This is a genomic window from Enterococcus xiangfangensis (genome assembly GCF_005405365.1).
GTDB classification, from domain to species: Bacteria; Bacillota; Bacilli; order Lactobacillales; family Enterococcaceae; genus Enterococcus_A; species Enterococcus_A xiangfangensis.
Map to the genome: position 1 here is coordinate 56,063 of NZ_BJDX01000001.1, position 20,752 is coordinate 76,814.

Genomic DNA, 20,752 nt, shown 5'->3' on the forward strand with positions numbered 1-20,752 from the left:
TTGTAAATATTTTAGTCTAATCCGCACACCCAGCGATTGTATGTTTCTAGTGTTTTAGGGTAAATGAGACTTTCGCTTTCGACTAAATGAGCCAATGTGTGCTTGGTTTCAAAGGCGACGGCTTGATCTAAATCACTAAATGCAATCACCCGTGCGTCTTCAACTCCGGGAAATTCTCTGCCAGGTTCGATATAATCGGCTACATAGATGATTTTAGCTAGCAAAGACAACTCTGCTGCACCAGTAGTGTGCAACCGGATAGCGTCTAAAATTTCTTCATCTGTAATGGCTAACTCACGCGCAACAAAATCAGCGCCCACAAGTCCGTGCCAAATGGCATTCCCGTATTTTAATAATTCTGTTTTATTCTCATAAGTACCTTGCTCGATCGCCAGCTGAAATTCTTCATCTGAGCGTTCTTTTGCATAATCATGTGTCAAAGCAGCGATACTCGCTTTTTCTGGTGATGCCCCGAAACGTTCCGCTAAAGCGACAGCAGTTTCTTCAACACCTAAAACATGGTTGAACCGTCGTTCGCTCATTCGCATCTGAACAGCTTGCATCAAGGCTTCTCGTTTCATTGTCGTATAGTCGGCACTATAATTCATCAAGATACAATCCTTCTTCCGCAATATATTCTCGTACCCGTTCAGGCACTAGGTAACGAATCGAGCACCCTTGTTTGACTTGCTTGCGAATATAAGAAGACGACAGCTGAATTTCAGGAACATCGACCCAAATAATCGGATAAGGACTCTCCAATGTATAACCAGCTCTTTTGACCCCGACAAAATTGACGAGTTGTACTAGTTCCTCGATGCGATGCCATTTCGGCAAATAAGCCACTTCATCTCCACCGATAATAAAATAATATTCTGTATCAGGATTTTCTGCTGTCATCTCTAGCATCGTGTCGATTGTATAGCTCTTTCCTTTGCGTACAAGTTCTCTTGTATCCACTGATAAAAAAGAATTGTCCTCGATCGCTAATTTTACCATCGCCAAACGATGCGTACTGTCAATCGTCTTCTTCTCATCTACATGAGGCGGTAAATAACTTGGTAACAGATGGACTTCATCAAATCCCATTTTTTGACCGACTTGTTCAGCGATCATTAAATGCGCTTGATGAATCGGATTAAAGTTCCCCCCTAGCAATCCCACCTGCTTTTTGGGCATTGTGTTAACTGTCATTGGTTTGACTTTAGGAATTGTTAAGACATCTTGATACACGCGTTATTCCTCCTTGTTTTTTGCTGAAAAATTAAATGCTGCAAACTTCTTTTGAAATTCTTTGATACTTCTCTTTGCTTGACGCTTTATATAAAACTAAGACTCTTCCGATGATCTGAACAACTTGACAATTGGTTTTTTCTTCTAAAATCCGTGCCACATCTTCCGCGATTTCATCGGTATTTTGTAGTAAATTGATCTTGATCAATTCTCTTTTTTCTAACGCTTCAGCGATTTGAATAATCACTGCGTCATTGATCCCATTTTTACCAATTTGGAAAATCGGTTGTAAATGGTGCGCTTGACTGCGTAAAAAACGTTTTTGTTTTCCTCTTAATTCCATCGATACACCCCTTTTGGATTATACTTTTTTAAACTAGTGCTTTACGAGTCAGAACATCGACGCCCTTAGGTGCCCACCCGGCAATCACTGCGGGTTTTGTCACTGTGACCCAGCCGAGTCCGGCAAAAACGACATCGGTTTTTTCTTTGATTGAAAATTCAAAACGGACCAATTCAGGGAAGTCTGACACTTCGTCTGGACGCGGTGGCTGCAACAATCCACCAACGTGTTTTTCATAAAAAGCATCGGCTTTTTCCAATTTTGTCCGATGAGGCGCGATATCATTTGAGACATAAGCAACAAAGGAGGCACGATCTCCTTGAATAAAATCAAAACGAGCTAAGCCGCCTAAGAATAAAGTCTGACCAGCATTCAACTGATAAACTTTTGGCTTGATTTCTTTGTGGGGCGCGATGATTTTCAAATCTTTTTTACCAAGATAATGTGCCATCTGATGACGATGGATAATCCCTGGCGTATCAAAGAGATACTTGCCGTCATCTAACGGGATCTCGATCTTGTCTAACGTCGTCCCTGGAAATTGAGACGTCGTGATCAAGTCTTGTACACCCGCCGTTTGTTTGATGATTTGGTTGATCAAAGTCGATTTGCCGACATTCGTCACACCGACTACATAGACATCGCGACCATTGCGGTATTCCTCGATTTTTTTCAACAATTCGTCCATCTCGTTTGGTTTGCGTGCGCTCGTCAATAAGATATCCACCGGACGCAACCCTTCTTCATGGGCACGTTCTCGCATCCATTGAGTCAAATGACCGCGTTTTAATGACTTCGGCAACAAATCTACTTTATTGCCGACTAATAACACCGGATTATCGCCGACAAAGCGATGCAATCCTGGAATTAGCGAACCGTTGAAATCAAAGATATCTACCACGTTCACGATTAAAGCGTCTGCTTTTCCTAATTCATTCAATAAGCGTAAAAAATCATCATCGGTCAATGAAACATCTTGAATCTCATTGTAGTGCCGTAATCGAAAACAACGTTGACAATAAACTTCGCCGTTTGCGATACCTTTTTCTAAAGCCGATTGCGGCGTATAACCCAATTCATTGGGTTGCTCTGTTTGAATCTTTGCGCCGCAACCGATACAAAATAATTCTTCTTCCATTATAATCCACTCTTCCATTTCATCTCAGGATCTTTACGCACTAACACATGCATCACACGACGTTCAAAAAAACGATTGATTCTTGTATTCCAACCATCCGTAGCTACGATCGGCTGCACAAGGATACTGCGGATGCCAGCTGCACTCGCACCGCGAATATCTGTCATCACTTGGTCTCCGATCATGACGATCTCATCTTTTGGCATACCCAATTGTTCTTGAGCATTTTTTATTCCTACCGAAAAAGGCTTCATTGCCCGCGGAACAAAATCTAATTGAAAATTTTCTAACGCTTTTGCCACACGGCTAGCCTTGTTATTTGAAACGACGACTACCGGAATTCCCGCCTCATCCATCATTTTTAACCAATCGATCAGCTCTTTTGTTCCATTAGGATTGTTCCAAGCAATCAACGTATTGTCCAAATCTGTTAAGACTGCTTTGAACCCGTGAGCTTTCAATTGTTCCGGGGTTATTTGATAAATGGCTTCGACCATCCACGTTGGTTTGAATTTATCTAACATGGCAACTCCTATAACTTTATTTATACTTCTACAAAACCTGATTATAACGCAATTTTTTTGAAAACTCTACATTAGACTCCAAAGGTTTAAAAAAAGACTAGGCTTTCTTTGCCTAGTCTCATCCATTCTATAATACTTTTGATAAAAAATCGATCGTTCGAGCATTTTGTGGATGCTCAAAAACTTCTTCTGGTGTTCCTTCTTCTACGATCACACCGCCATCCATAAAGATCACACGATCGCCGACTTCTTTAGCAAAGCCCATTTCATGGGTGACAATCATCATCGTCATTCCTTCTTTAGCTAGCTGCTGCATTACTTGCAACACGTCGCCAACCATTTCCGGGTCAAGGGCTGAAGTCGGTTCATCAAACAACATCACATCCGGTTGCATCGCTAAAGCTCGAGCGATCGCGATCCGTTGCTGCTGCCCACCAGAAAGTGATTGCGGATATGCATCGGCTTTTTCAGACAAACCGACTTTTTCCAATAATTCTTTGGCGATTTTTATCGCATCATTTTTTGCCAGTCCTTTAACTTTGATTGGTGACAACGCGATATTATCTAAAACTGTCATATTAGGGAATAAATTGAACTGCTGGAATACCATGCCCATCTTTTCTCTTGTTTTAAAAATATCATTCTTTTTGTCCGTGATATCAGTACCTTCAAATTTGATAGTCCCTGATGTTGGAATCTCTAGTAAGTTGACACAGCGTAAAAAAGTACTTTTACCTGACCCAGATGGCCCGATGATCACGACCACTTCGCCGGGAACGATCTCTGCCGATATATCTTTAAGTACTTCGTTGTCGCCAAATTTTTTATTTAAATGTTCGATTTGAATCAATGCTTCTGTCATTATTTTTTCACCTCTCGCGTTATCTTTGGTATCCTTTTCCAAGTTTTCTCTCCCATAAATTAAGCAGACGCGAAGTGACAAAAGTCATCACAAAGTAAAGCGCTGCGGCGATAAAATAGGGTTCTAGTGGAATATAAGAATTTGAAATAACGATTTGAGCAGATCCCATCAATTCGTTGATTCCGATTGCTGTTAATAATGAAGAATCCTTGATCAAAGTGATAAATTCATTGCCTAGCGGCGGTAAAATATTTCTCAGTGCTTGCGGCAAAATAACATACCGCATCGTTTGTGCCGGACGTAGGCCTAATGAATGAGCCGCTTCGGTCTGACCGTAATTTACGGCAGTAATCCCTCCACGAATAATTTCTGCCACATACGCACCAGAGTTCAATGACAACACGATCATCCCTGGAAACAACCGGCCCAGATCAACTGTTAAGACACCGACAGCTAGATCTCTAGATGGAAATAATCCTTGTAAAGCCAAAAAACCGATCATGATTTGCAATAACATCGGAGTGCCGCGAAGCACTTCGATGTAAATATTGGCTAACCAATTTAACGGTTTGTGTTTAGAAATTTTTAAAAGGGCGATTGCTAACCCGATCAACGTTCCGAATAGGACTGTAACGAGTGAAATAACTACCGTGATACCAGCACCAGAGGCAAAGTAAGACAAGTATTTATCTAAAAATGAAAAGTTCAATGCCGATTCCCTCTATTCTGCTGATTTTTCAGCCAGCTCGTGATTTGTTTGGACATATTCATCGATCTTGCCTTCATCACTTAATTTTTTGATGATTTTATTCAATTCTGTTTGTAATTCATCGCTGCCTTTTGGCAATGCAATCGCAAATGCTTCATCTTCTGATGGTTCTAAGTCAATATCAGCGATCATCAATTCTGGATTTTGTTGGACATACGATTCCGCGATTGTTTTTTCTACGACCATCGCATCTAAAGAACCGCTGTTGACTTCTACTACCATATTAGGCACTTTTTCGATTGAAACAAGTTTTGCATCTTTGATTTGTGTTTTTACGATGTCTTCTTGGATTGAACCTTTTTGTGCGCCGACATTTTTATTTTTTAATGCAGCCAAACTTGTAAATGTTCCTTGATTCTTTTTATTGATAATCATTACTTGTGGTGGATTGTAATAATTGTCTGTAAAGTCAAATTGCTCTTTCCGCTCTGCAGTTGCTGAGATCGCTGAGATCGCGATATCTGATTTTCCTTCTTTTAATGAAGCTAATACAGTATTGAAGCTCATATCAGATATTTCTGCTTTAACGCCTAATTCTTTAGCAATTTCATTTACTAAATCAATATCCGCACCGACGACTTTATCTTTGCCGTCCACCATTGTATGGAACTCAAATGGTGCATAATCTGCTGATGTCGCAACTTTCAATACACCCGCATCTTTAATTGCTGCCAATTGGTCTGTTGTTTTTTCTGCTGATGAATCAGCTGTCTTATCATTGCCTCCGCCACACGCTGCTAACGTAAGAAGTGCAACTGCTGCCATAACTAAGCCGGTAATCTTTTTCATCCTGTTTCCTCCTAAATATTCTGTAAAATTCAGCCTTCCAAAAATACTGCGCTTTTTCGTTCCTTCTATTAGTTTACTTGCTGCATTGCCAGACCGCAAACTAACAGCTTATTTTTGAAAGAATTTTTTTATGAATTCATTATAGCATGGAATTTTCATAAAACAAGTATTTTCTGTATAAATATTTAAAATATTTTGGATATTTGTAGATATTTTGCATATATTCAATTTAACTGTGTATAAATATTTTTAGTTGTCCCCATTTTGTGTCAATTGATTGTTCGTATCGACCATTTTTTCGATCGTTCCTGCCTCTTTTAGTTCTTTAATCTGTTTATTCAATTCTTTCACTAACTTTTTATTGCCTTTAGGAACTGCGATACGCAATGCATCTTCTTTCATACTTTTTAATGGAATATCTGCGATCATTAGTTCCGGATTCTTATTGACATAGGCATCTGCGACCGTTTTCTCAACGACCAATCCATCTAATGAACCATTTTTTACTTCGACAAAAATATTAGGAAGTTTTTCAATCGATACTAATTTGGCATTTTTCAATTGCTGCTTCACAATATTTTCTTGGATCGTGCCTTTTTGTGCCCCCACTTGTTTATCAGCAAACTGTTCGATCGAAGTGAATTGATCAGCAGACTGCTTATTAATGACGATCACTTGCGGCGATGTATAATAATCCGTAGTAAAATCAAAAACCTTTTCACGCTCGCTTGTAGCTGAGATCGCAGAAACAGCAATGTCGGCTTTGCCTTCTTTAGCTGCCGCTAAAACTGCATTAAAACTCATGTCCACCCAATCAACTTTTACATCCATTTTTTTAGCAATGGCTTCCATCATTTCAATATCAGCCCCAACGATTTTGTCTTTCCCATCAATCTCCGTATGGAACCCAAACGGCGCATAATCTGGTGAAGTCGCTACTTTGATGACGCCTTTTTCTTTAATCGTGTCTAATTTATCCGCTTCGTTTTTGTTGCCACATGCTGTTAATCCCAATAAAATCAATCCCGCTAATACAACCTTCAAACTTTTTTTCATAGACTTCCCTCCGAATACTTTTTTCAAGTATAGCATATTATTTCATTTTTTCTACACTTTTATGTATATTTATTTATATCGTTCAGGTGAAGTGTATAAAAAAAAGACGGCAAACGCCGTCACTGAAACTTAAAACTTTCGAAACCGTTGATACCTTTTTTCAATCAATTCCTCACTAGAATACTTTGTCAGTTCTGTGATTTTCTCGATCAATGCTTTTTTCAGCAGCTGAATGATTTTATCTTCACTAATTTTTTCCCCGTTCAATGTTTCAGGGATCACGCGATCAATAACAGCAAGTTCCAACAGCTCCGCTGCAGTGATTTTCATCAGCTCAGCCGCTTCGTCCGCTCGCTTGCCATCCTTCCAAAGAATCGAAGCAAATCCTTCAGGTGAAAGAATCGCATAAATACTGTATTCCATCATCCAAACTTCATCCGCAAGCGCTAAGGCCAACGCTCCCCCGCTGCCGCCTTCTCCAGTAATGATTGAAATGATTGGAACTTTCAAATCAGACATTTCTAACAAATTGCGTGCGATTGCTTCGCCTTCTCCCCGTTCTTCTGCTTCAACTCCGCAGAACGCTCCAGGCGTATTTACTAGACAGATCACTGGCCGTCGAAACTTTTCTGCTTGTTTCATTAAGCGCAGTGCTTTACGATAGCCTTCTGGATTTGGCTGACCAAAATTACGTTGCATGTTTTCTTTCAGATCGGCCCCTTTTTGGATTCCAATGACGGTAACTGGTTTACCTGCGAGAGTAGCTACTCCGCCAACAATCGCCGGATCATCTCCGTATAAACGATCGCCATGAAATTCTTGAAAGTCGGTAAAGACTTTTTCAAAATAATCCAAACTAGTTAAACGTTCTTGATGTCTGGCTAATTTTACAATTTCTCCAGCAGTTAGACTCATTAATCACACCAGCCTTTCTGTTGATGAAATGCGAGCAATTGGGTCAATCGTTCCCGTATCGTAGTTCTGTGAACGATTTGATCGATAAAACCGTGTTGCAGTAAAAATTCAGCTTTTTGAAAATCATCTGGCAGCTGTTGTCGAATCGTCTGTTCGATCACACGGCGCCCGGCAAAACCTACTAATGTCTGTGGTTCAGCTAAAATAATGTCTCCTTCCATCGCAAAACTGGCTGTTACACCACCAGTTGTTGGATCGGTCAAGACAGTAATATAAAGTAAACCTGCATTGCTGTGACGTTTCACCGCTGTAGAAATTTTTGCCATTTGCATCAATGAAAAAATCCCTTCTTGCATCCGTGCACCACCAGAAGCAGTGAACAAGATCACTGGCAATTTTTCACTCGTCGCTTTTTCAAATAGTCGGGTAATTTTTTCGCCAACGACGGTCCCCATGCTTCCCATAATAAAGTTAGCATCCATCACGCCAATTCCTATCGGCTGATCATTGATCGTGGCTTTGCCAGTCAACACCGCCTCATCCAATCCGGTTTTTTCTTTGACACTAGCGATCTTCGCTAGATAATCTGGAAAATCGATAGGATTCTTCTGCTTTAATTGATTATCCCAATCGATAAAACTCTTTTCATCAATCGTCAAAGCTAAACGTTCCCAAGCGCTGATTCGGAAACTGTAGCCGCAGTGCGGACAAACTTTTTCAGCTCGGATTTCTTTTTTATATAGGGTCCGTTTGCAACTGGGACATTTTGCCCACATATCGTCAGGGACTTGCGGTTTTGTCGTTGGTCCACTATCGCGGTTAGGATTGATCCGAATGTAGTTTTTTTTCTTGTTAAAAAGGCCCACCTAAATTCCTCCTACTCGCTTTGTTGCCACTCAGGTAAAAATGTTTTTTGTAAAAAGCTGGTATCATAATCGCCGAACAAAACATTCGGATGCCCGATTAGATCCATTTGAAACTCCACGTTCGTAACGACACCGTCTGAGACAAATTCTCCTAGCGCACGCTGCATCTTCATCAATGCATCAAAGCGATCTTCACCATGAACGATGATCTTAGCTATCATTGAATCATAATAAGGCGGGATCGATACGCCGCTATACATTGCACTGTCTACTCGCAGACCTAAACCGCCGCTTGGCAACAACAATGTTTTGATTTTACCTGGTGAGGGTGCAAAGTTGAACGCCGGGTTTTCAGCATTAATCCGGCATTCGATGGAGTGTCCCTTAAATTTAATCTCTGATTGCTTTAAGCCTAACGGTTCTCCAGCAGCGATCTTAATTTGTTTTTTTACGATATCGATTCCAGTGATCATCTCAGTGATCGGATGCTCTACTTGAATTCGGGTATTCATTTCCATGAAATAAAAATCGCCCGCTTCATCTCGCAAAAATTCGATCGTTCCAGCACTTTCATAGTTGACCGCTTTCCCAGCTTTAACAGCGATATCGCCCAACATCGCTCGGGTTTCTTCCCCAATCACCACAGACGGCGCTTCTTCTAAAACCTTTTGATTGTTTCGTTGCAATGAACAATCACGTTCACCCAAATGAATAACATTTCCTTGTTGATCGCCCAATATTTGGACCTCGATATGACGGGCTGGATAAATAATTTTTTCCAGATACATCGCATCGTCACCAAAAGCCGCTTTAGCTTCTGATTTGGCCGATAAGAAATGCTGCTCAAGCTCATTTTTACTTGGGACTTTGCGAATTCCTTTACCGCCGCCGCCAGCCGCGGCTTTCAACATCACTGGATAACCGATTTTATCCGCTAGCTTTTCTGCTTCTGCTAATGTATTGATCGCACCATCGCTGCCGGGAATAACTGGGACTCCTGCGGCTTTCATCAATTGACGCGCATGGATCTTGTTGCCCATCGCATCAATCGTTTTTTCAGTGGGTCCGATAAATTTAATGTTACACTCAGCACACATCGTTGCAAACAAACTATTTTCTGATAAAAAACCAAAACCTGGATGGATCGCCTCCGCATTTGTGACGATCGCTGCACTCAAAATTCCCTGCATATTCAAATAGGAATCGATTGAGCGCGCCGGACCGATACAAATCGCTTCATCTGCCATCTCTGTGTGAAGTGCTTCTTTGTCTGCCTCAGAATAAACTGCAACTGTCTGAATTCCTAATTCACGACAAGCACGAATGATTCGTACAGCGATCTCGCCGCGATTGGCAATTAATATTTTTGAAAACATAGACATCTATCCAATCATAAAAGTTAATTCTGCTTCGGCTACTTTTTTGCCATCGACATAAGCGATCCCTTTGCCGCAACCAGCTGCTGAACGAACTTTTGTTAATTCTACTTCTAAGAGCAGTGTATCTCCTGGAACGACTTTCTTACGAAACTTCGCTTTGTCGATTCCGCCAAAATATGCCGTTTTCCCTTTGAACTCATCCATTGATAATAAAGCGACAGCTCCAGCTTGTGCCATTGCTTCAACAATCAACACGCCAGGCATAACTGGTTCATGAGGAAAATGCCCTTGGAAAAATGGTTCATTGACAGAAACGTTTTTCTTTGCTGTGATACTCTTTCCGGCTTCTAATTCCTCCACGCGATCAATCAATAACATTGGATAGCGATGCGGGATAATTTCTTTGATTTCTTCGATCGTTAACATTTTTTCCTCCTAATACCTGCTACTGTTTTTTTATAACTGTATCAGCCAATCCGAAATAACGGTTGGCCGTATTCAACGACGTCTTCATTTTCGACTAAAATCTCAGTGATTGTTCCATCAAATTCGCTCGTGATCTCATTTAATAATTTCATCGCTTCGATGATACAAACCGTTTCACCTTGTTTGACCGTATCACCAATTGATTTATAAGCCGCTTGTTCTGGTGAGGGCTGCAAATAAACAATTCCTACAATTGGAGAAGTAATCACTTTTCCTTCCTCAACAACAGGAGCTGTTTCTTCTGAAACTGCCGGACTCGGTACAGTTGGAACTGACACCGGTTCTTGTGCTGCTGAAGCAGGCGCTGTATTTTGGCGACTCGTCTGATTTTTATTCATATATAATTCAAAACTGCCTTCTTTTAAATCGAATTCAGTTAGACTTGAATCGTCAAACTGATGCAACAGTTCTTTGACTTCTTTGATTTCCATGTTTAATCCTCCCAGCGCTTCAAGCAGATCACTGCGTTGTGACCGCCAAACCCTAGAGAATTACTTACAGCGTAATTGACAGGTGTTTCTTTCGCTTCGTTCACAACAATATTTGCTTTGATTTCTGGATCTATTTCTTGGATATTGACAGTTGGTGGGATGAATTGATGCTGAATCGCTAATAACGATGCGATTGCTTCGACACCGCCGGCTCCACCCAATAAATGCCCCGTCAATGATTTTGTACTGCTGACATAAGCATGTTCTGTTAGTGCTGACTCGATTGCTTTGCTTTCTGCTTTATCGTTTGCTTGAGTACTTGTTCCATGTGCATTCACGTAATCCACATCAGCAGGATCGATGCCCGCTTCTTTAACAGCTTCTTTGATTGCTCTTGCCGCGCCCTCTCCATCTGGTGAAGGTGCAGTCATATGATACGCATCACAGGTAGCACCATAACCTACGATTTCACCAAGAATTTTTGCGCCGCGTTTTTGTGCGTGATCTAGTGATTCTAGAACCAAAATACCAGCGCCTTCTCCCATGACAAAACCATTTCGCTCAGTATCAAATGGGATCGATGCCCGTTTAGGATCTGTTGAAGTGCTCAGTGCAGTCAGTGAAGCAAAACCAGAGATACCGATCTTGTTGATACAAGACTCCGCTCCGCCAGCGATGATCACATCAGAATAGCCGTGTTTGATATTGCGGAAAGCTTCACCAATCGAGTGTGTTCCGCTAGCACAAGCTGTCACTGTGCTTGTACAAATACCTTTTGCTCCGATTCGCAATGCAACATTACCAGCTGCCATATTTACAATAGCAAGAGGAACGAACATTGGCGAAACACGAGCGGGTCCTTTGGCATCCATTTTCAAGACTTGATCTTGGATCGTACCTAGACCGCCAACGCCAGAACCAATCATCACGCCAAAGCGTTCCATATCTTCTGTCGCAGTATCAATCCCGCTCATTTCTAACGCTTCAAGTGCTGAATAGATCGCATAAAGTGAATATGTTTCCATCCGTTTCGTATCTTTTTTAACAAAATATTTTTCTAAAGGGAAATCTTTGACTTCTGCCGCCAGCGTGATACCTGTTTGGCTGGCATCAAAACGAGTGATTGGGCCAAACCCATGATTTCCTTCTTTTAGATTTTTTAAAAATGTTTCTTCATCATTTCCGATCGGCGAGGCAACACCAAAGCCTGTAATTACGACACGATTCATATTTTTCCGTCCTTTCTTTACATGACCATTCCGCCATCAACATTCAATACTTGTCCTGTGATGTAACTGTTTTGTGCTAAAAATAGCGCGGCGTTCGCCACATCTGCCACAGTACCAAAACATTTTAACGGAATTTGCCCTTCCATTTGTTCTTTGACTTTATCAGTTAATCCATCTGTCATATCCGTTTTGATAAATCCTGGAGCGATCGCATTGCATGTGATCCCTCGCGGAGCGACTTCTCGTGCAACTGCTTTTGTAAAGCCGATCACACCTGCCTTGCTTGCGGCATAATTACTTTGTCCAGCATTTCCAATCAAACCCACGACACTGGAAAGATTAATGATTATGCCTGCACGTTTTTTCATCATTTTTTTTAGAACTTGCTGCGTCATATTGAAGGTCCCCTTCAAATTGATATCCATGACAGCATCAAAATCTTCTGGTTTCATCCGCAACAGTAATTGGTCTTTAGTGATCCCTGCATTGTTGATCAAGATATCGATTGATCCGATAGACTCTTCACATTCCTTGATCATGTTTCCCGCTTCAGCAAACGAACTAATATCGCCGCAAATACTGACACACTTTACACCAAACGCTTCGATCTCTGCAATTTTTTCAGCAGAAATTGCTTTCCGACCATTCAATACGATATTTGCTCCCGCGCGCGCGAACGCCTGTGCTATCCCCCAGCCAATTCCGCGACTACTGCCGGTAATGAATACCGTTTTATTTGTTAATTCCATTCGGGCCCCCTGTTTCATAGTGAGAAATTTATTTTCCAAGAAAAATATATCTGTCTTTATCCGTATAATTTTTTAAACAAGAAGCAGAAAGACTAGCTTAAAAAGCTGATCGTCTCTGCTAGAGTTTTGCTATCTTCTACTCGACTAGTTGCTAACGAGCGATCGATTTTTTTAATGAAGCCGCTGAGTGTTTTTCCTGGACCAATCTCGACGATTCGCGAGACTCCCAGCTCTTTCAATGTTTCGATACTGTCGCTAAAGCGGACTGGTGACATGACTTGTTTAGTCAGTAAATCGATGATCTCAGCTTGCGGCATAATTTTGGCCGTCGTATTAGAGATCACCGGAATCTGCATTTGATCAAATGCAATCGTCTGCAGGACTTCATGTAATCGTCTGCTTGCCGGCTCTAATAAAGCCGTGTGGAACGGACCACTGACATTTAAAGGGATCAGTCGTTTTGTTCCAGCAGCTTGTAATAATTCGACTGCTTTTTCAACAGCTGGCGCTTCACCACCGATCACGATCTGCTGCGGCGTATTATAATTAGCCGGTGAAACGATCCCCAATACTGAAGCTTGGTTGCAACAATCTTCGATCACTTCTGCAGATGTGTTCATCACCGCGACCATTTTACCGCTGCCAGTCGGTGCGGCTTCACTCATGAATTGACCACGTTTATGAACCAGCTGGACTGCATCACCAAACGTTAGTGCGCCAGAAGCGACCAACGCGGTGTATTCGCCCAAACTCAATCCCGCCGTAATGTCTGCTTGATGACCGTTAGCCGTTAAGACACGTAAAAAAGCAGTACTGACTGTTAAAATTGCCGGTTGGGTATATTTAGTTTCATTAAGTTGGTCATTTTCTGTGAAACACAAGTCTTCCATCGAAAAACCAAGCAAGTCGCTAGCTTCTTCAAATGTTTCTTTCACGATTTTTTCTTGCTGGTACAACTCGTTGCCCATTCCGCTGTACTGAGCGCCCTGTCCGCTAAACAAGAATGCTGTTTTCATAATCGTCTCCTAATAGCAGGAAAGGCCAGGCCTTACGCCTAGCCTTTTCCCGAAATTTTATTAATTAAGCGTTTTGTTTCTCAACGTATTCAACTAAATCTTTTACAGTTGTGATGCCGTCTTCTGTTTCGATTTTCACATCAAATTCGTCTTCGATCTCGTTAATGATTTGGAATAGATCTAAGCTGTCTGCTTCAAGATCTTCTTGGATGTTGGTTTCCAATTTCACTTCTTCTTTTTCTACTCCTAATTCTTCTACGATAATGTCTTGGATTTTTTCGAATGTCATAAGTTGGTTCCTCCGATAATTTTAAGTTTTAATTTTATATTTTTAACAAACTTACAGCTGGATCAGCAGGTTGCCCCAAGCTAAACCGCCACCATAGCCTGTCAATACTATTTTTTGTCCCCCATTTAAAGATAAACGATTCGTTTCAACGAGTTCATCCAATAAAATCGGGATACTAGCCGCTGAAGTATTCCCATACTTCATCAGATTCATCGGGAATTTTTCAATCGGCTCGCCCATTTTACGAGCGATTTTTTCAATGATTCGCTTATTTGCTTGATGCAGCAAGTAATAATCGACTGCCTCATCATCAACAAATTCTTTCAAACTTTTCGTTACTTCATTCAAGGCGAAATTCCAAATACCGCGGCCGTCCATTGCTAAAGCCGTATCGGTCTTTGGTTCTTCATGGAAAATATTTTTATTAGCGTGAAAACCCGCTGTCAATGCTTTGGCTTGTTTCCCATCTGCTCGCAACATTTGCTTTACAATAGAAGGCTCTTCAGCAGCTTCTAACAAAACGCCTGCTGCGCCATCCCCAAAAAGAACAGCCGACGAACGGTCTTGCCAATCGACTAATTTTGAAGTCTTCTCACCACCGATTATGATGCCCCGCTGCATACCGCTGCGGATAAAGTTTTCGGCCGTTGCTAATGCATACACAAATCCTGCACAAGCAGCCGCTATGTCAAATGCCATCGCTTGTGCTGCCCCGATTTGTCCTTGGACCTGACAAGCGACTGAGGGTGAAGTATAGTCAGGCGACATCGTAGCTACGATAATAAAATCTAAACTCATAGGATCAATCGCCGTTTTTTCCACCAATTTTTTCGCAACTTGTCCGCACATATCTGAAGTGTTTTCGACTTCTGCGATATGGCGTTGTTTAATGCCTGTGCGTGACTGGATCCATTCATCCGAAGTATCCATCCACTCAGCCAAATCATCATTTGTCACGATCTTTTCCGGCAAGTAACGAGCTGTTGCGATTATTTTTCCAAAACTCTTACTCATTTGATTCCCTCTAAGTAAGTATAGAGATTTACCAGTGCCTTAAGAAAGACCTCTTGTTCCTCCGCATTCAAATCTTTAATGGCACTTTTGACCATTTCATGATGAAAATGTTGATGGATTCGAAAGACCAAACGGCCTTTTTTGGTCAAACCTAATTTGACTACGCGCCGATCATCCTCACTGCGGATCCGTTCGACATAACCTTTTTTCACTAGTCGATTAATCGAGGTCGTAAGTGTTCCGACCGTCACTAGCAATTCTCTAGCTACTTCAGTCGTCGTCTTCTTTTTGTACATCCCGATTGCATCAATGGTATGCATTTCTGTAATCGTTAAATCGCTGAATTGTGATTTCTTTAGTTCGTTTTCTTCAATCGATAAAACATCGTTGAAAATTGAAACCAAATAGGTATTTAATTCTTCCCAGTTTTTTTCCATGTCATCACCTAATTAGTTTGATTATCAAATCATTTGATGTTCAAACTATATCTTATTTTTTTTGTGAATGCAACAATATTTTTTCAATTAACTAAAAATTAATGCGTATCATTGAATCCATTTGACTTATTCTACTATAAAATTACTTTGGTAATCAAATGAATTTTTCGATAAAAAAAGAAGCGGCAAGCCGCTTCCTAGACATTCCGATGCATCGGAATCGTATTGTTATTTGGATGAACCAATAGGTATTGGATCACATCGATATTACTGGCTTGGAATGATGCCGCGCAAGCTTGCAAATAAAGATCCCACATCCGATAAAAAGCTTCGTCTTTTTGTTCGATAACTTTATCTGCTACTTGATGAAAATTCTTTGTCCAGTGTTCTAAAGTATATTGATAATCACGGCGCAGACTTTCTAAATCAAGCAATTGCAAATCATTTTCGGTAATGCGTTCGACTAGTTCAGTCACACCAGGAATATAGCCGCCGGGGAAAATGTATTGATTGATCCAAGCATTTTTTGCGCCACCTTGTTGTCGGCTGATACCATGGATCAATGCTGTCCCAGATGGTGCTAGATGATCTTTAATAACGTTAAAGTATTCTTTCAGATTCTCTCCGCCCACATGTTCAAACATTCCGACACTTGTGATGTGATCGAACGTTCCTTTTAAATCGCGATAATCCATCAATTCAACCGAAACAGTTTCTTCCAAATGTTCTTTTTCGATGATTGCTTGAATGTGTTGGTATTGTTCTTCACTCAAGGTGATCCCTTTAGCTTTTACATTGTATTCTTTTGCCGCAGTCAGGATCAGTGTTCCCCAGCCACAACCGATATCTAATAATGTCTCATTTGGCTGAATAAATAATTTATCCAAAATATGATGAACTTTATTGATTTGTGCTTGTTCCAACGTATCCTCTGGTGTTTCGAAATACGCACAAGAATAAGTCAGTGTACGATCCAACCACATTTCATAAAAATCATTGCCTAGATCATAGTGACTATGAATGTCATGAGCCGATTGTTTTTTAGTATGTTTTTCTTTTGGCATCCATTTTTTGAAATTCGTATTATGGAAAAAACCGTTCGCTTGGTTGTAAACATCGTAAATCAACGCTTGCAAATTTCCTTCGATCTCGATTTTCTTTTCCATATATGCTTCCCCAAGTGCTAACGAAGCATTGCTGACCAATTCCTTTACAGGAATCTTTTCATTGAAAATGATTTTGAAGATGACGTCACCTTCAGTGTCACCATATTCTTTAATAGAACCATCCCAAAAAGTCACTTGTGTCTTTTGAGAAAATGATGGTTTGAACAATTGATTGTATACTTCTTTATCTAACATAGCATTGCCTCCTTATAATATCATCTGACTAAAGGCCAATAAATTCAAAAGATTTGCATTGGTTTTTCAGAAAAAGGAGATTGTTCTCATGGAAATATAATCAAAAATTATATGAAACCCTTTTAGTTTAAAAAGAGTACAAAAAAAACGGGTCGCCCCGTTTTATTGAATCAAATCATAAATTTCCATCGCAACGATGTCAATGTTATCAAATTGATAAGATTGTTTGCTGTCGCTTTCTGTCAGCTCAAATGTTTCTGTCGTATTATCATAAGTTACAGTACATTTTTCTACGCCTTCTTTTTCAAAACGACGCAATTGTACTTCATTATCAGTTGATTCAGTCATTGCTTCCAAGCGTTTAATAATGGCAACTAATTGTGAATGTTTCATCTAGGTGCCCCCCTTCTTCTCAATTCTGTCTTATTGTATCAAATCCGATCGTATCTTGCATTGATTTTCAGCAATTAATTTATGATTTTTTTACTAAATCTAACTTAAGCTTACGACCACCACAATTTAATCAATACTTGTGTCCCATCATTTTCAAAACCTTGATCGGCTAAACGTTCATAGAGTTCCTCAGCCAGCTTTGTTGCAGGCAGATTAAGTTGCAGTTTTTCCGCTTCATCTAGTGCGATTTTCAGATCTTTGATAAAGTGTTTAACAAAAAAACCAGGTGAATAATCTTCTTTTAGGATCCGTGGCGCATAATTTGCCATCGACCAATTTTGGGCTGCGCCACCAGACAATGTGTCTAAAACCTTAGGGACATCCAAATTAGCTGCTTTAGCATAAACTAACATTTCAGTCATTCCGGTCATCGTTCCGGCGATCATGATTTGATTGGCCATCTTCGTATGTTGGCCTGCACCTGCAGAACCTTGCAATGAATAACTTTTTCCCATGATCTCAAATAATGGGATCACTTGGTCATATGTTGACTGATCTCCGCCGACCATAATCGTCAAAGTCCCATTTTGTGCGCCTAGATCACCGCCAGAAACGGGTGCATCCAATGCAGCTGCTCCTGTTTCTTTTGCCGTTTGATAAATTCTTTCTGCCAGAGTAGGTGTTGATGTCGTCAAGTCGACCAATAATTTCCCGGTAACCGTTGCGGAAAAGATTCCGTTTGCTCCATAATAGATTTCTTCAACATCGCTAGGGTAGCCAACCATTGAAAAAATGATCTCGCTAGTTGCCGCAACTGCCGCTGGTGTTTCCTGCCAAATCGCACCGTTCGCTACTAGCTCATCTGTTTTGCTCTTTGTTCGGTTGTATACTGCAACGTCATGACCTACGGCTAAAAAATGTTTGACGATCGATTTTCCCATCACGCCTGTACCGATAAATCCTATTTTCATATTGATTTCCCTCCAAATAAAAATAATCCATCTCCAGTATACATGAAGAGATGGATTTCAGCTTTATTTATCTTCGCCATTTCTCAGCGAATTGATCCGAACACGCATTTTTCGAACTGTTCGAGCAGGTATTTTTTCTTCACTATGGTTTTCATCATAGTAAACAATCATTTCTTGATAAAATTTAAAGATCTCACTGCCAAATCGTTCAGCAGAGATTTCGATCAGTTTATTTTGTCGAACATGTGGATCTAACGGGATTTGTTGTTGCGCATAACGGATAAAACTATCGCTGAAGTCAGAATCTTTTTCAAAAGTGATCCCTAAAGATTCATCGTCTAGCAGTTGATTTAAATAATCATTTCCTTCAACGATACATTGTGTCCCTGAAGCGATTGCTTCGGCATAGGTCAATCCTTGTGTTTCTGATGTCGAAGCACTGACAAAATAATCTGCCGCATGGTAATAATACGCAACATCTTGATGATCCACCTCGCCAGTAAATTGTACATAGTCTTCGATCCCAAGTTCTCGTGTGAGTTCTTCCAACTCTTCACGATAGGGTCCTTTACCAACGATCACAAGTCGAGCCGTGGGGTAACTCATCAAAATTTCTGGAAATTGCTGTACGATGACATGAATATTTTTTTCATAAGAAAGACGGCTTAGTGATAAGATCATCAGTTCACCCGGCTTGATCCCTAGTTTTTCTCTAAGGCGTTCTGTATCTTCTCTTGTGATATCCGAGCGAATAAACTGTGCGACTTCAATCCCGGTCGGAATGATTCGCATTGGAATATCTACCTCATAGCGTTGCAATGTGTCTACGACTCGCTTGCTTGGACAAACGACACCTGTTGAATGATTAATGAACATCTTGATAAAATGTTTGACATGCGTCGGTCTAACGACTTTGCCATTGGCGATATAATGAAGATAGTCCTCATACATCGTATGATACGTATGGACGACTGGGATCCGTAAACGATTGGCAACCATTTTACCTAAAAATCCGGCACCAAATTCCGTATGAGTATGAATAAGTTCTAATTCTAATTCTTTTGCGATCCGATAAGCGAACCAGATTCCCCGTACGACGATTCGCCGATCCGTGAAAGAGACAAAAGGAACACTCGGCATTCGCACGATGTCTTTTTCAAATTCATCGGCATCTGGATCTGTTGTTGTAAAAATGTATACTTCATGACCTTGTTTTTCGAGTTCCTTTTTTAATGTTCTAATTGACGTTGCTACCCCGCTGACTTGAGGGAAATAGGTATCTGTAAAAAAGCCGATCCGCACGTCTATTCCTCCAAACTATTTCGTGACTTTTGCATAGATCTGATGATCATAAGGCTGCTCCAAAACTTCTTGATAAACAGCTTTTAATTCTGCACCAATTTGTGTGATACTTTTTTCCTGGGCTGTTTTAAAACCAGCCATCGAAAGATTTGGCAACTGATGTTCGACTAACTGATGGATCAAACGTTCAAATCCCTGATTGTCATTTCCCATGTAACAATTCGTACGATCTTCCATCCAACCATCATAGACTGGAATATTTCTTAGTAAAACTTGCTGCTGACTGGCTAAAGCTTCCAAAACAACGATTCCTTCCGTTTCTTCATATGAAGGAAAGAAAAATAAGTCTGCACCAGAATACGCCCCTTCAATCAAATCACCATTGATATAACCAGGGAAGATAACATTTTCTGGATGATCTTTTTTCACCACTTGCCGAACGGCTGCTGGGATCGAAAGCATCGGTACATCTCCAAACCAAATAAACGTATATTCGGGCATTTTTTTAGCGATTTCAACAAAATCTAAGATTCCCTTGCGTTCAAAAAATAATCCGACACAAATCACGACTTTTTGTGTTTCTGATAGTTTAAAATACTTCCGAAAAGCCGCTTCTTTTTTCTCATCAGGATAATATTTTTTTAAATCAATTCCATTTGAAATCGCTGAAATTGGCTGTGTTAAGCCGTAACTGCGCAATAGTTTTTTTGAATAAGGTGTCGGTGTGATCAGATGATCTGCCTGTTGATACAATGCAACAAGCCATTTTTTTACTAAAGGAGCTAACTGATTTGAGCCGACAAAAGAATTGCGGAAATCTTCCTCAGTAGAGTGCGCATGAAAAACGACTTTTTTCCCAAGTTTTTTTGCTTTTCTGACCATTTGCAAACTTTTTGGTCCATAAGTATTAATATGCAGCAGATCATAATCTGTCGCTTTCGGATCAAGCGTATAATCAATTCCCATAGAAGCTAAGGCTCGTTTTTGATGACTCAAAGCACGGCCAATGCCAGATTTTCCAATAATGTTCTGACCTTCAAAGTAAAGTAAAATTTTCATGTAATGCCTCCTTAAAAGCAAATTAATTATATCATAAGCATTTGAGCTTTATCTCAACCTATAGTCTGATTTTAACCTGAAAATGTCACTTTCAGCCACTTTACTGATTACACAAAAAAACCGTTGCCCATTTCAGGCAAC

General features: G+C 40.5%; 25 protein-coding genes. All 25 read right to left on the reverse strand.

Features of this window, described 5'->3' with window-relative positions; translation table 11 throughout:
* Positions 1-11: 11 nt before the first annotated feature.
* The 25 genes from yqeK to FFM68_RS00400 all read right to left on the reverse strand — a co-directional run bounded on the left by yqeK (position 12) and on the right by FFM68_RS00400 (position 20,611).
* On the reverse strand, positions 12-608 hold the full coding sequence (yqeK, locus tag FFM68_RS00280; protein ID WP_137617779.1) for a bis(5'-nucleosyl)-tetraphosphatase (symmetrical) YqeK: 597 nt from the start codon (positions 606-608) through the stop codon (positions 12-14).
* A complete protein-coding gene (locus tag FFM68_RS00285; protein WP_137617456.1) occupies positions 598-1,233 on the reverse strand; it encodes a nicotinate-nucleotide adenylyltransferase in 636 nt (211 codons plus the stop codon). The genes yqeK and FFM68_RS00285 overlap by 11 nt, the downstream gene beginning before the upstream one ends.
* A 31-nt stretch (positions 1,234-1,264) precedes the next feature.
* Positions 1,265-1,576 (reverse strand): ribosome assembly RNA-binding protein YhbY, encoded by a 312-nt coding sequence (gene yhbY, locus FFM68_RS00290; protein WP_137617457.1) that lies wholly within the window; start codon positions 1,574-1,576, stop codon positions 1,265-1,267.
* Between the two features lie 28 nt (positions 1,577-1,604).
* The gene (yqeH, locus tag FFM68_RS00295; protein ID WP_137617458.1) at positions 1,605-2,714 is read right to left on the reverse strand and encodes a ribosome biogenesis GTPase YqeH; all 1,110 of its coding nucleotides are present in this window, start codon (positions 2,712-2,714) and stop codon (positions 1,605-1,607) included.
* Positions 2,714-3,238, reverse strand: a complete 525-nt coding sequence (locus FFM68_RS00300; protein WP_137617459.1) for a YqeG family HAD IIIA-type phosphatase — start codon at positions 3,236-3,238, stop codon at positions 2,714-2,716. The genes yqeH and FFM68_RS00300 overlap by 1 nt, the downstream gene beginning before the upstream one ends.
* 127 nt (positions 3,239-3,365) lie before the next feature.
* The gene (locus tag FFM68_RS00305) at positions 3,366-4,100 is read right to left on the reverse strand and encodes an amino acid ABC transporter ATP-binding protein (RefSeq protein WP_137617460.1); all 735 of its coding nucleotides are present in this window, start codon (positions 4,098-4,100) and stop codon (positions 3,366-3,368) included.
* A 19-nt stretch (positions 4,101-4,119) separates the two neighbouring features.
* Positions 4,120-4,809, reverse strand: a complete 690-nt coding sequence (locus FFM68_RS00310) for an amino acid ABC transporter permease (protein ID WP_137617461.1) — start codon at positions 4,807-4,809, stop codon at positions 4,120-4,122.
* Between the two features lie 12 nt (positions 4,810-4,821).
* Positions 4,822-5,658 (reverse strand): transporter substrate-binding domain-containing protein, encoded by an 837-nt coding sequence (locus tag FFM68_RS00315; RefSeq protein WP_137617462.1) that lies wholly within the window; start codon positions 5,656-5,658, stop codon positions 4,822-4,824.
* 249 nt (positions 5,659-5,907) lie between these two features.
* Positions 5,908-6,714: a transporter substrate-binding domain-containing protein gene (locus tag FFM68_RS00320; RefSeq protein ID WP_137617463.1), complete on the reverse strand. Its 807-nt coding sequence runs from the start codon at positions 6,712-6,714 to the stop codon at positions 5,908-5,910.
* Positions 6,715-6,843: 129 nt separating this feature from the next.
* Positions 6,844-7,629 (reverse strand): acetyl-CoA carboxylase carboxyl transferase subunit alpha, encoded by a 786-nt coding sequence (locus FFM68_RS00325; protein ID WP_137617464.1) that lies wholly within the window; start codon positions 7,627-7,629, stop codon positions 6,844-6,846.
* Positions 7,629-8,495, reverse strand: a complete 867-nt coding sequence (gene accD / locus FFM68_RS00330; protein WP_137617465.1) for an acetyl-CoA carboxylase, carboxyltransferase subunit beta — start codon at positions 8,493-8,495, stop codon at positions 7,629-7,631. Before accD ends, FFM68_RS00325 begins: the two co-directional genes overlap by 1 nt.
* Positions 8,496-8,506: 11 nt before the next feature.
* Positions 8,507-9,871 (reverse strand): acetyl-CoA carboxylase biotin carboxylase subunit, encoded by a 1,365-nt coding sequence (locus FFM68_RS00335; protein ID WP_137617466.1) that lies wholly within the window; start codon positions 9,869-9,871, stop codon positions 8,507-8,509.
* 6 nt (positions 9,872-9,877) lie between these two features.
* Positions 9,878-10,300 (reverse strand): 3-hydroxyacyl-ACP dehydratase FabZ, encoded by a 423-nt coding sequence (gene fabZ / locus FFM68_RS00340; RefSeq protein WP_137609382.1) that lies wholly within the window; start codon positions 10,298-10,300, stop codon positions 9,878-9,880.
* Positions 10,301-10,341: 41 nt separating this feature from the next.
* Positions 10,342-10,791, reverse strand: a complete 450-nt coding sequence (gene accB / locus FFM68_RS00345; RefSeq protein WP_137617467.1) for an acetyl-CoA carboxylase biotin carboxyl carrier protein — start codon at positions 10,789-10,791, stop codon at positions 10,342-10,344.
* A gap of 2 nt (positions 10,792-10,793) precedes the next feature.
* Entirely contained in the window at positions 10,794-12,020 is a 1,227-nt protein-coding gene (fabF, locus tag FFM68_RS00350; protein ID WP_137617468.1) for a beta-ketoacyl-ACP synthase II, read from the reverse strand.
* Positions 12,021-12,037: 17 nt separating this feature from the next.
* Positions 12,038-12,769, reverse strand: coding sequence for a 3-oxoacyl-[acyl-carrier-protein] reductase (gene fabG, locus FFM68_RS00355; RefSeq protein WP_137617469.1), 732 nt, complete (start codon positions 12,767-12,769; stop codon positions 12,038-12,040).
* Between the two features lie 92 nt (positions 12,770-12,861).
* Positions 12,862-13,785, reverse strand: a complete 924-nt coding sequence (gene fabD / locus FFM68_RS00360) for an ACP S-malonyltransferase (RefSeq protein ID WP_137617470.1) — start codon at positions 13,783-13,785, stop codon at positions 12,862-12,864.
* A 64-nt stretch (positions 13,786-13,849) separates the two neighbouring features.
* Positions 13,850-14,074 carry an acyl carrier protein gene (locus FFM68_RS00365; RefSeq protein WP_137609387.1) on the reverse strand — a complete coding sequence of 75 codons (225 nt, stop codon included), beginning with the start codon at positions 14,072-14,074 and terminating at the stop codon, positions 13,850-13,852.
* Between the two features lie 51 nt (positions 14,075-14,125).
* Positions 14,126-15,088 carry a beta-ketoacyl-ACP synthase III gene (locus FFM68_RS00370; RefSeq protein ID WP_137617471.1) on the reverse strand — a complete coding sequence of 321 codons (963 nt, stop codon included), beginning with the start codon at positions 15,086-15,088 and terminating at the stop codon, positions 14,126-14,128.
* Positions 15,085-15,525, reverse strand: coding sequence for a fatty acid biosynthesis transcriptional regulator FabT (fabT, locus tag FFM68_RS00375; protein WP_137617472.1), 441 nt, complete (start codon positions 15,523-15,525; stop codon positions 15,085-15,087). The genes FFM68_RS00370 and fabT overlap by 4 nt, the downstream gene beginning before the upstream one ends.
* A gap of 197 nt (positions 15,526-15,722) precedes the next feature.
* Complete coding sequence (locus FFM68_RS00380) at positions 15,723-16,886, reverse strand: SAM-dependent methyltransferase (protein WP_137617473.1); 1,164 nt, start codon at positions 16,884-16,886, stop codon at positions 15,723-15,725.
* 162 nt (positions 16,887-17,048) lie between these two features.
* Complete coding sequence (locus FFM68_RS00385) at positions 17,049-17,279, reverse strand: YkuJ family protein (protein WP_010740403.1); 231 nt, start codon at positions 17,277-17,279, stop codon at positions 17,049-17,051.
* A 110-nt stretch (positions 17,280-17,389) separates the two neighbouring features.
* The gene (locus tag FFM68_RS00390) at positions 17,390-18,250 is read right to left on the reverse strand and encodes an NAD(P)-dependent oxidoreductase (RefSeq protein WP_137617474.1); all 861 of its coding nucleotides are present in this window, start codon (positions 18,248-18,250) and stop codon (positions 17,390-17,392) included.
* 63 nt (positions 18,251-18,313) lie between these two features.
* The gene (locus tag FFM68_RS00395) at positions 18,314-19,552 is read right to left on the reverse strand and encodes a glycosyltransferase family 4 protein (protein ID WP_137617475.1); all 1,239 of its coding nucleotides are present in this window, start codon (positions 19,550-19,552) and stop codon (positions 18,314-18,316) included.
* Positions 19,553-19,567: 15 nt separating this feature from the next.
* Positions 19,568-20,611 carry an LTA glycolipid anchor biosynthesis glycosyltransferase, IagA/BgsA family gene (locus FFM68_RS00400; RefSeq protein ID WP_137617476.1) on the reverse strand — a complete coding sequence of 348 codons (1,044 nt, stop codon included), beginning with the start codon at positions 20,609-20,611 and terminating at the stop codon, positions 19,568-19,570.
* Positions 20,612-20,752: the final 141 nt, after the last annotated feature.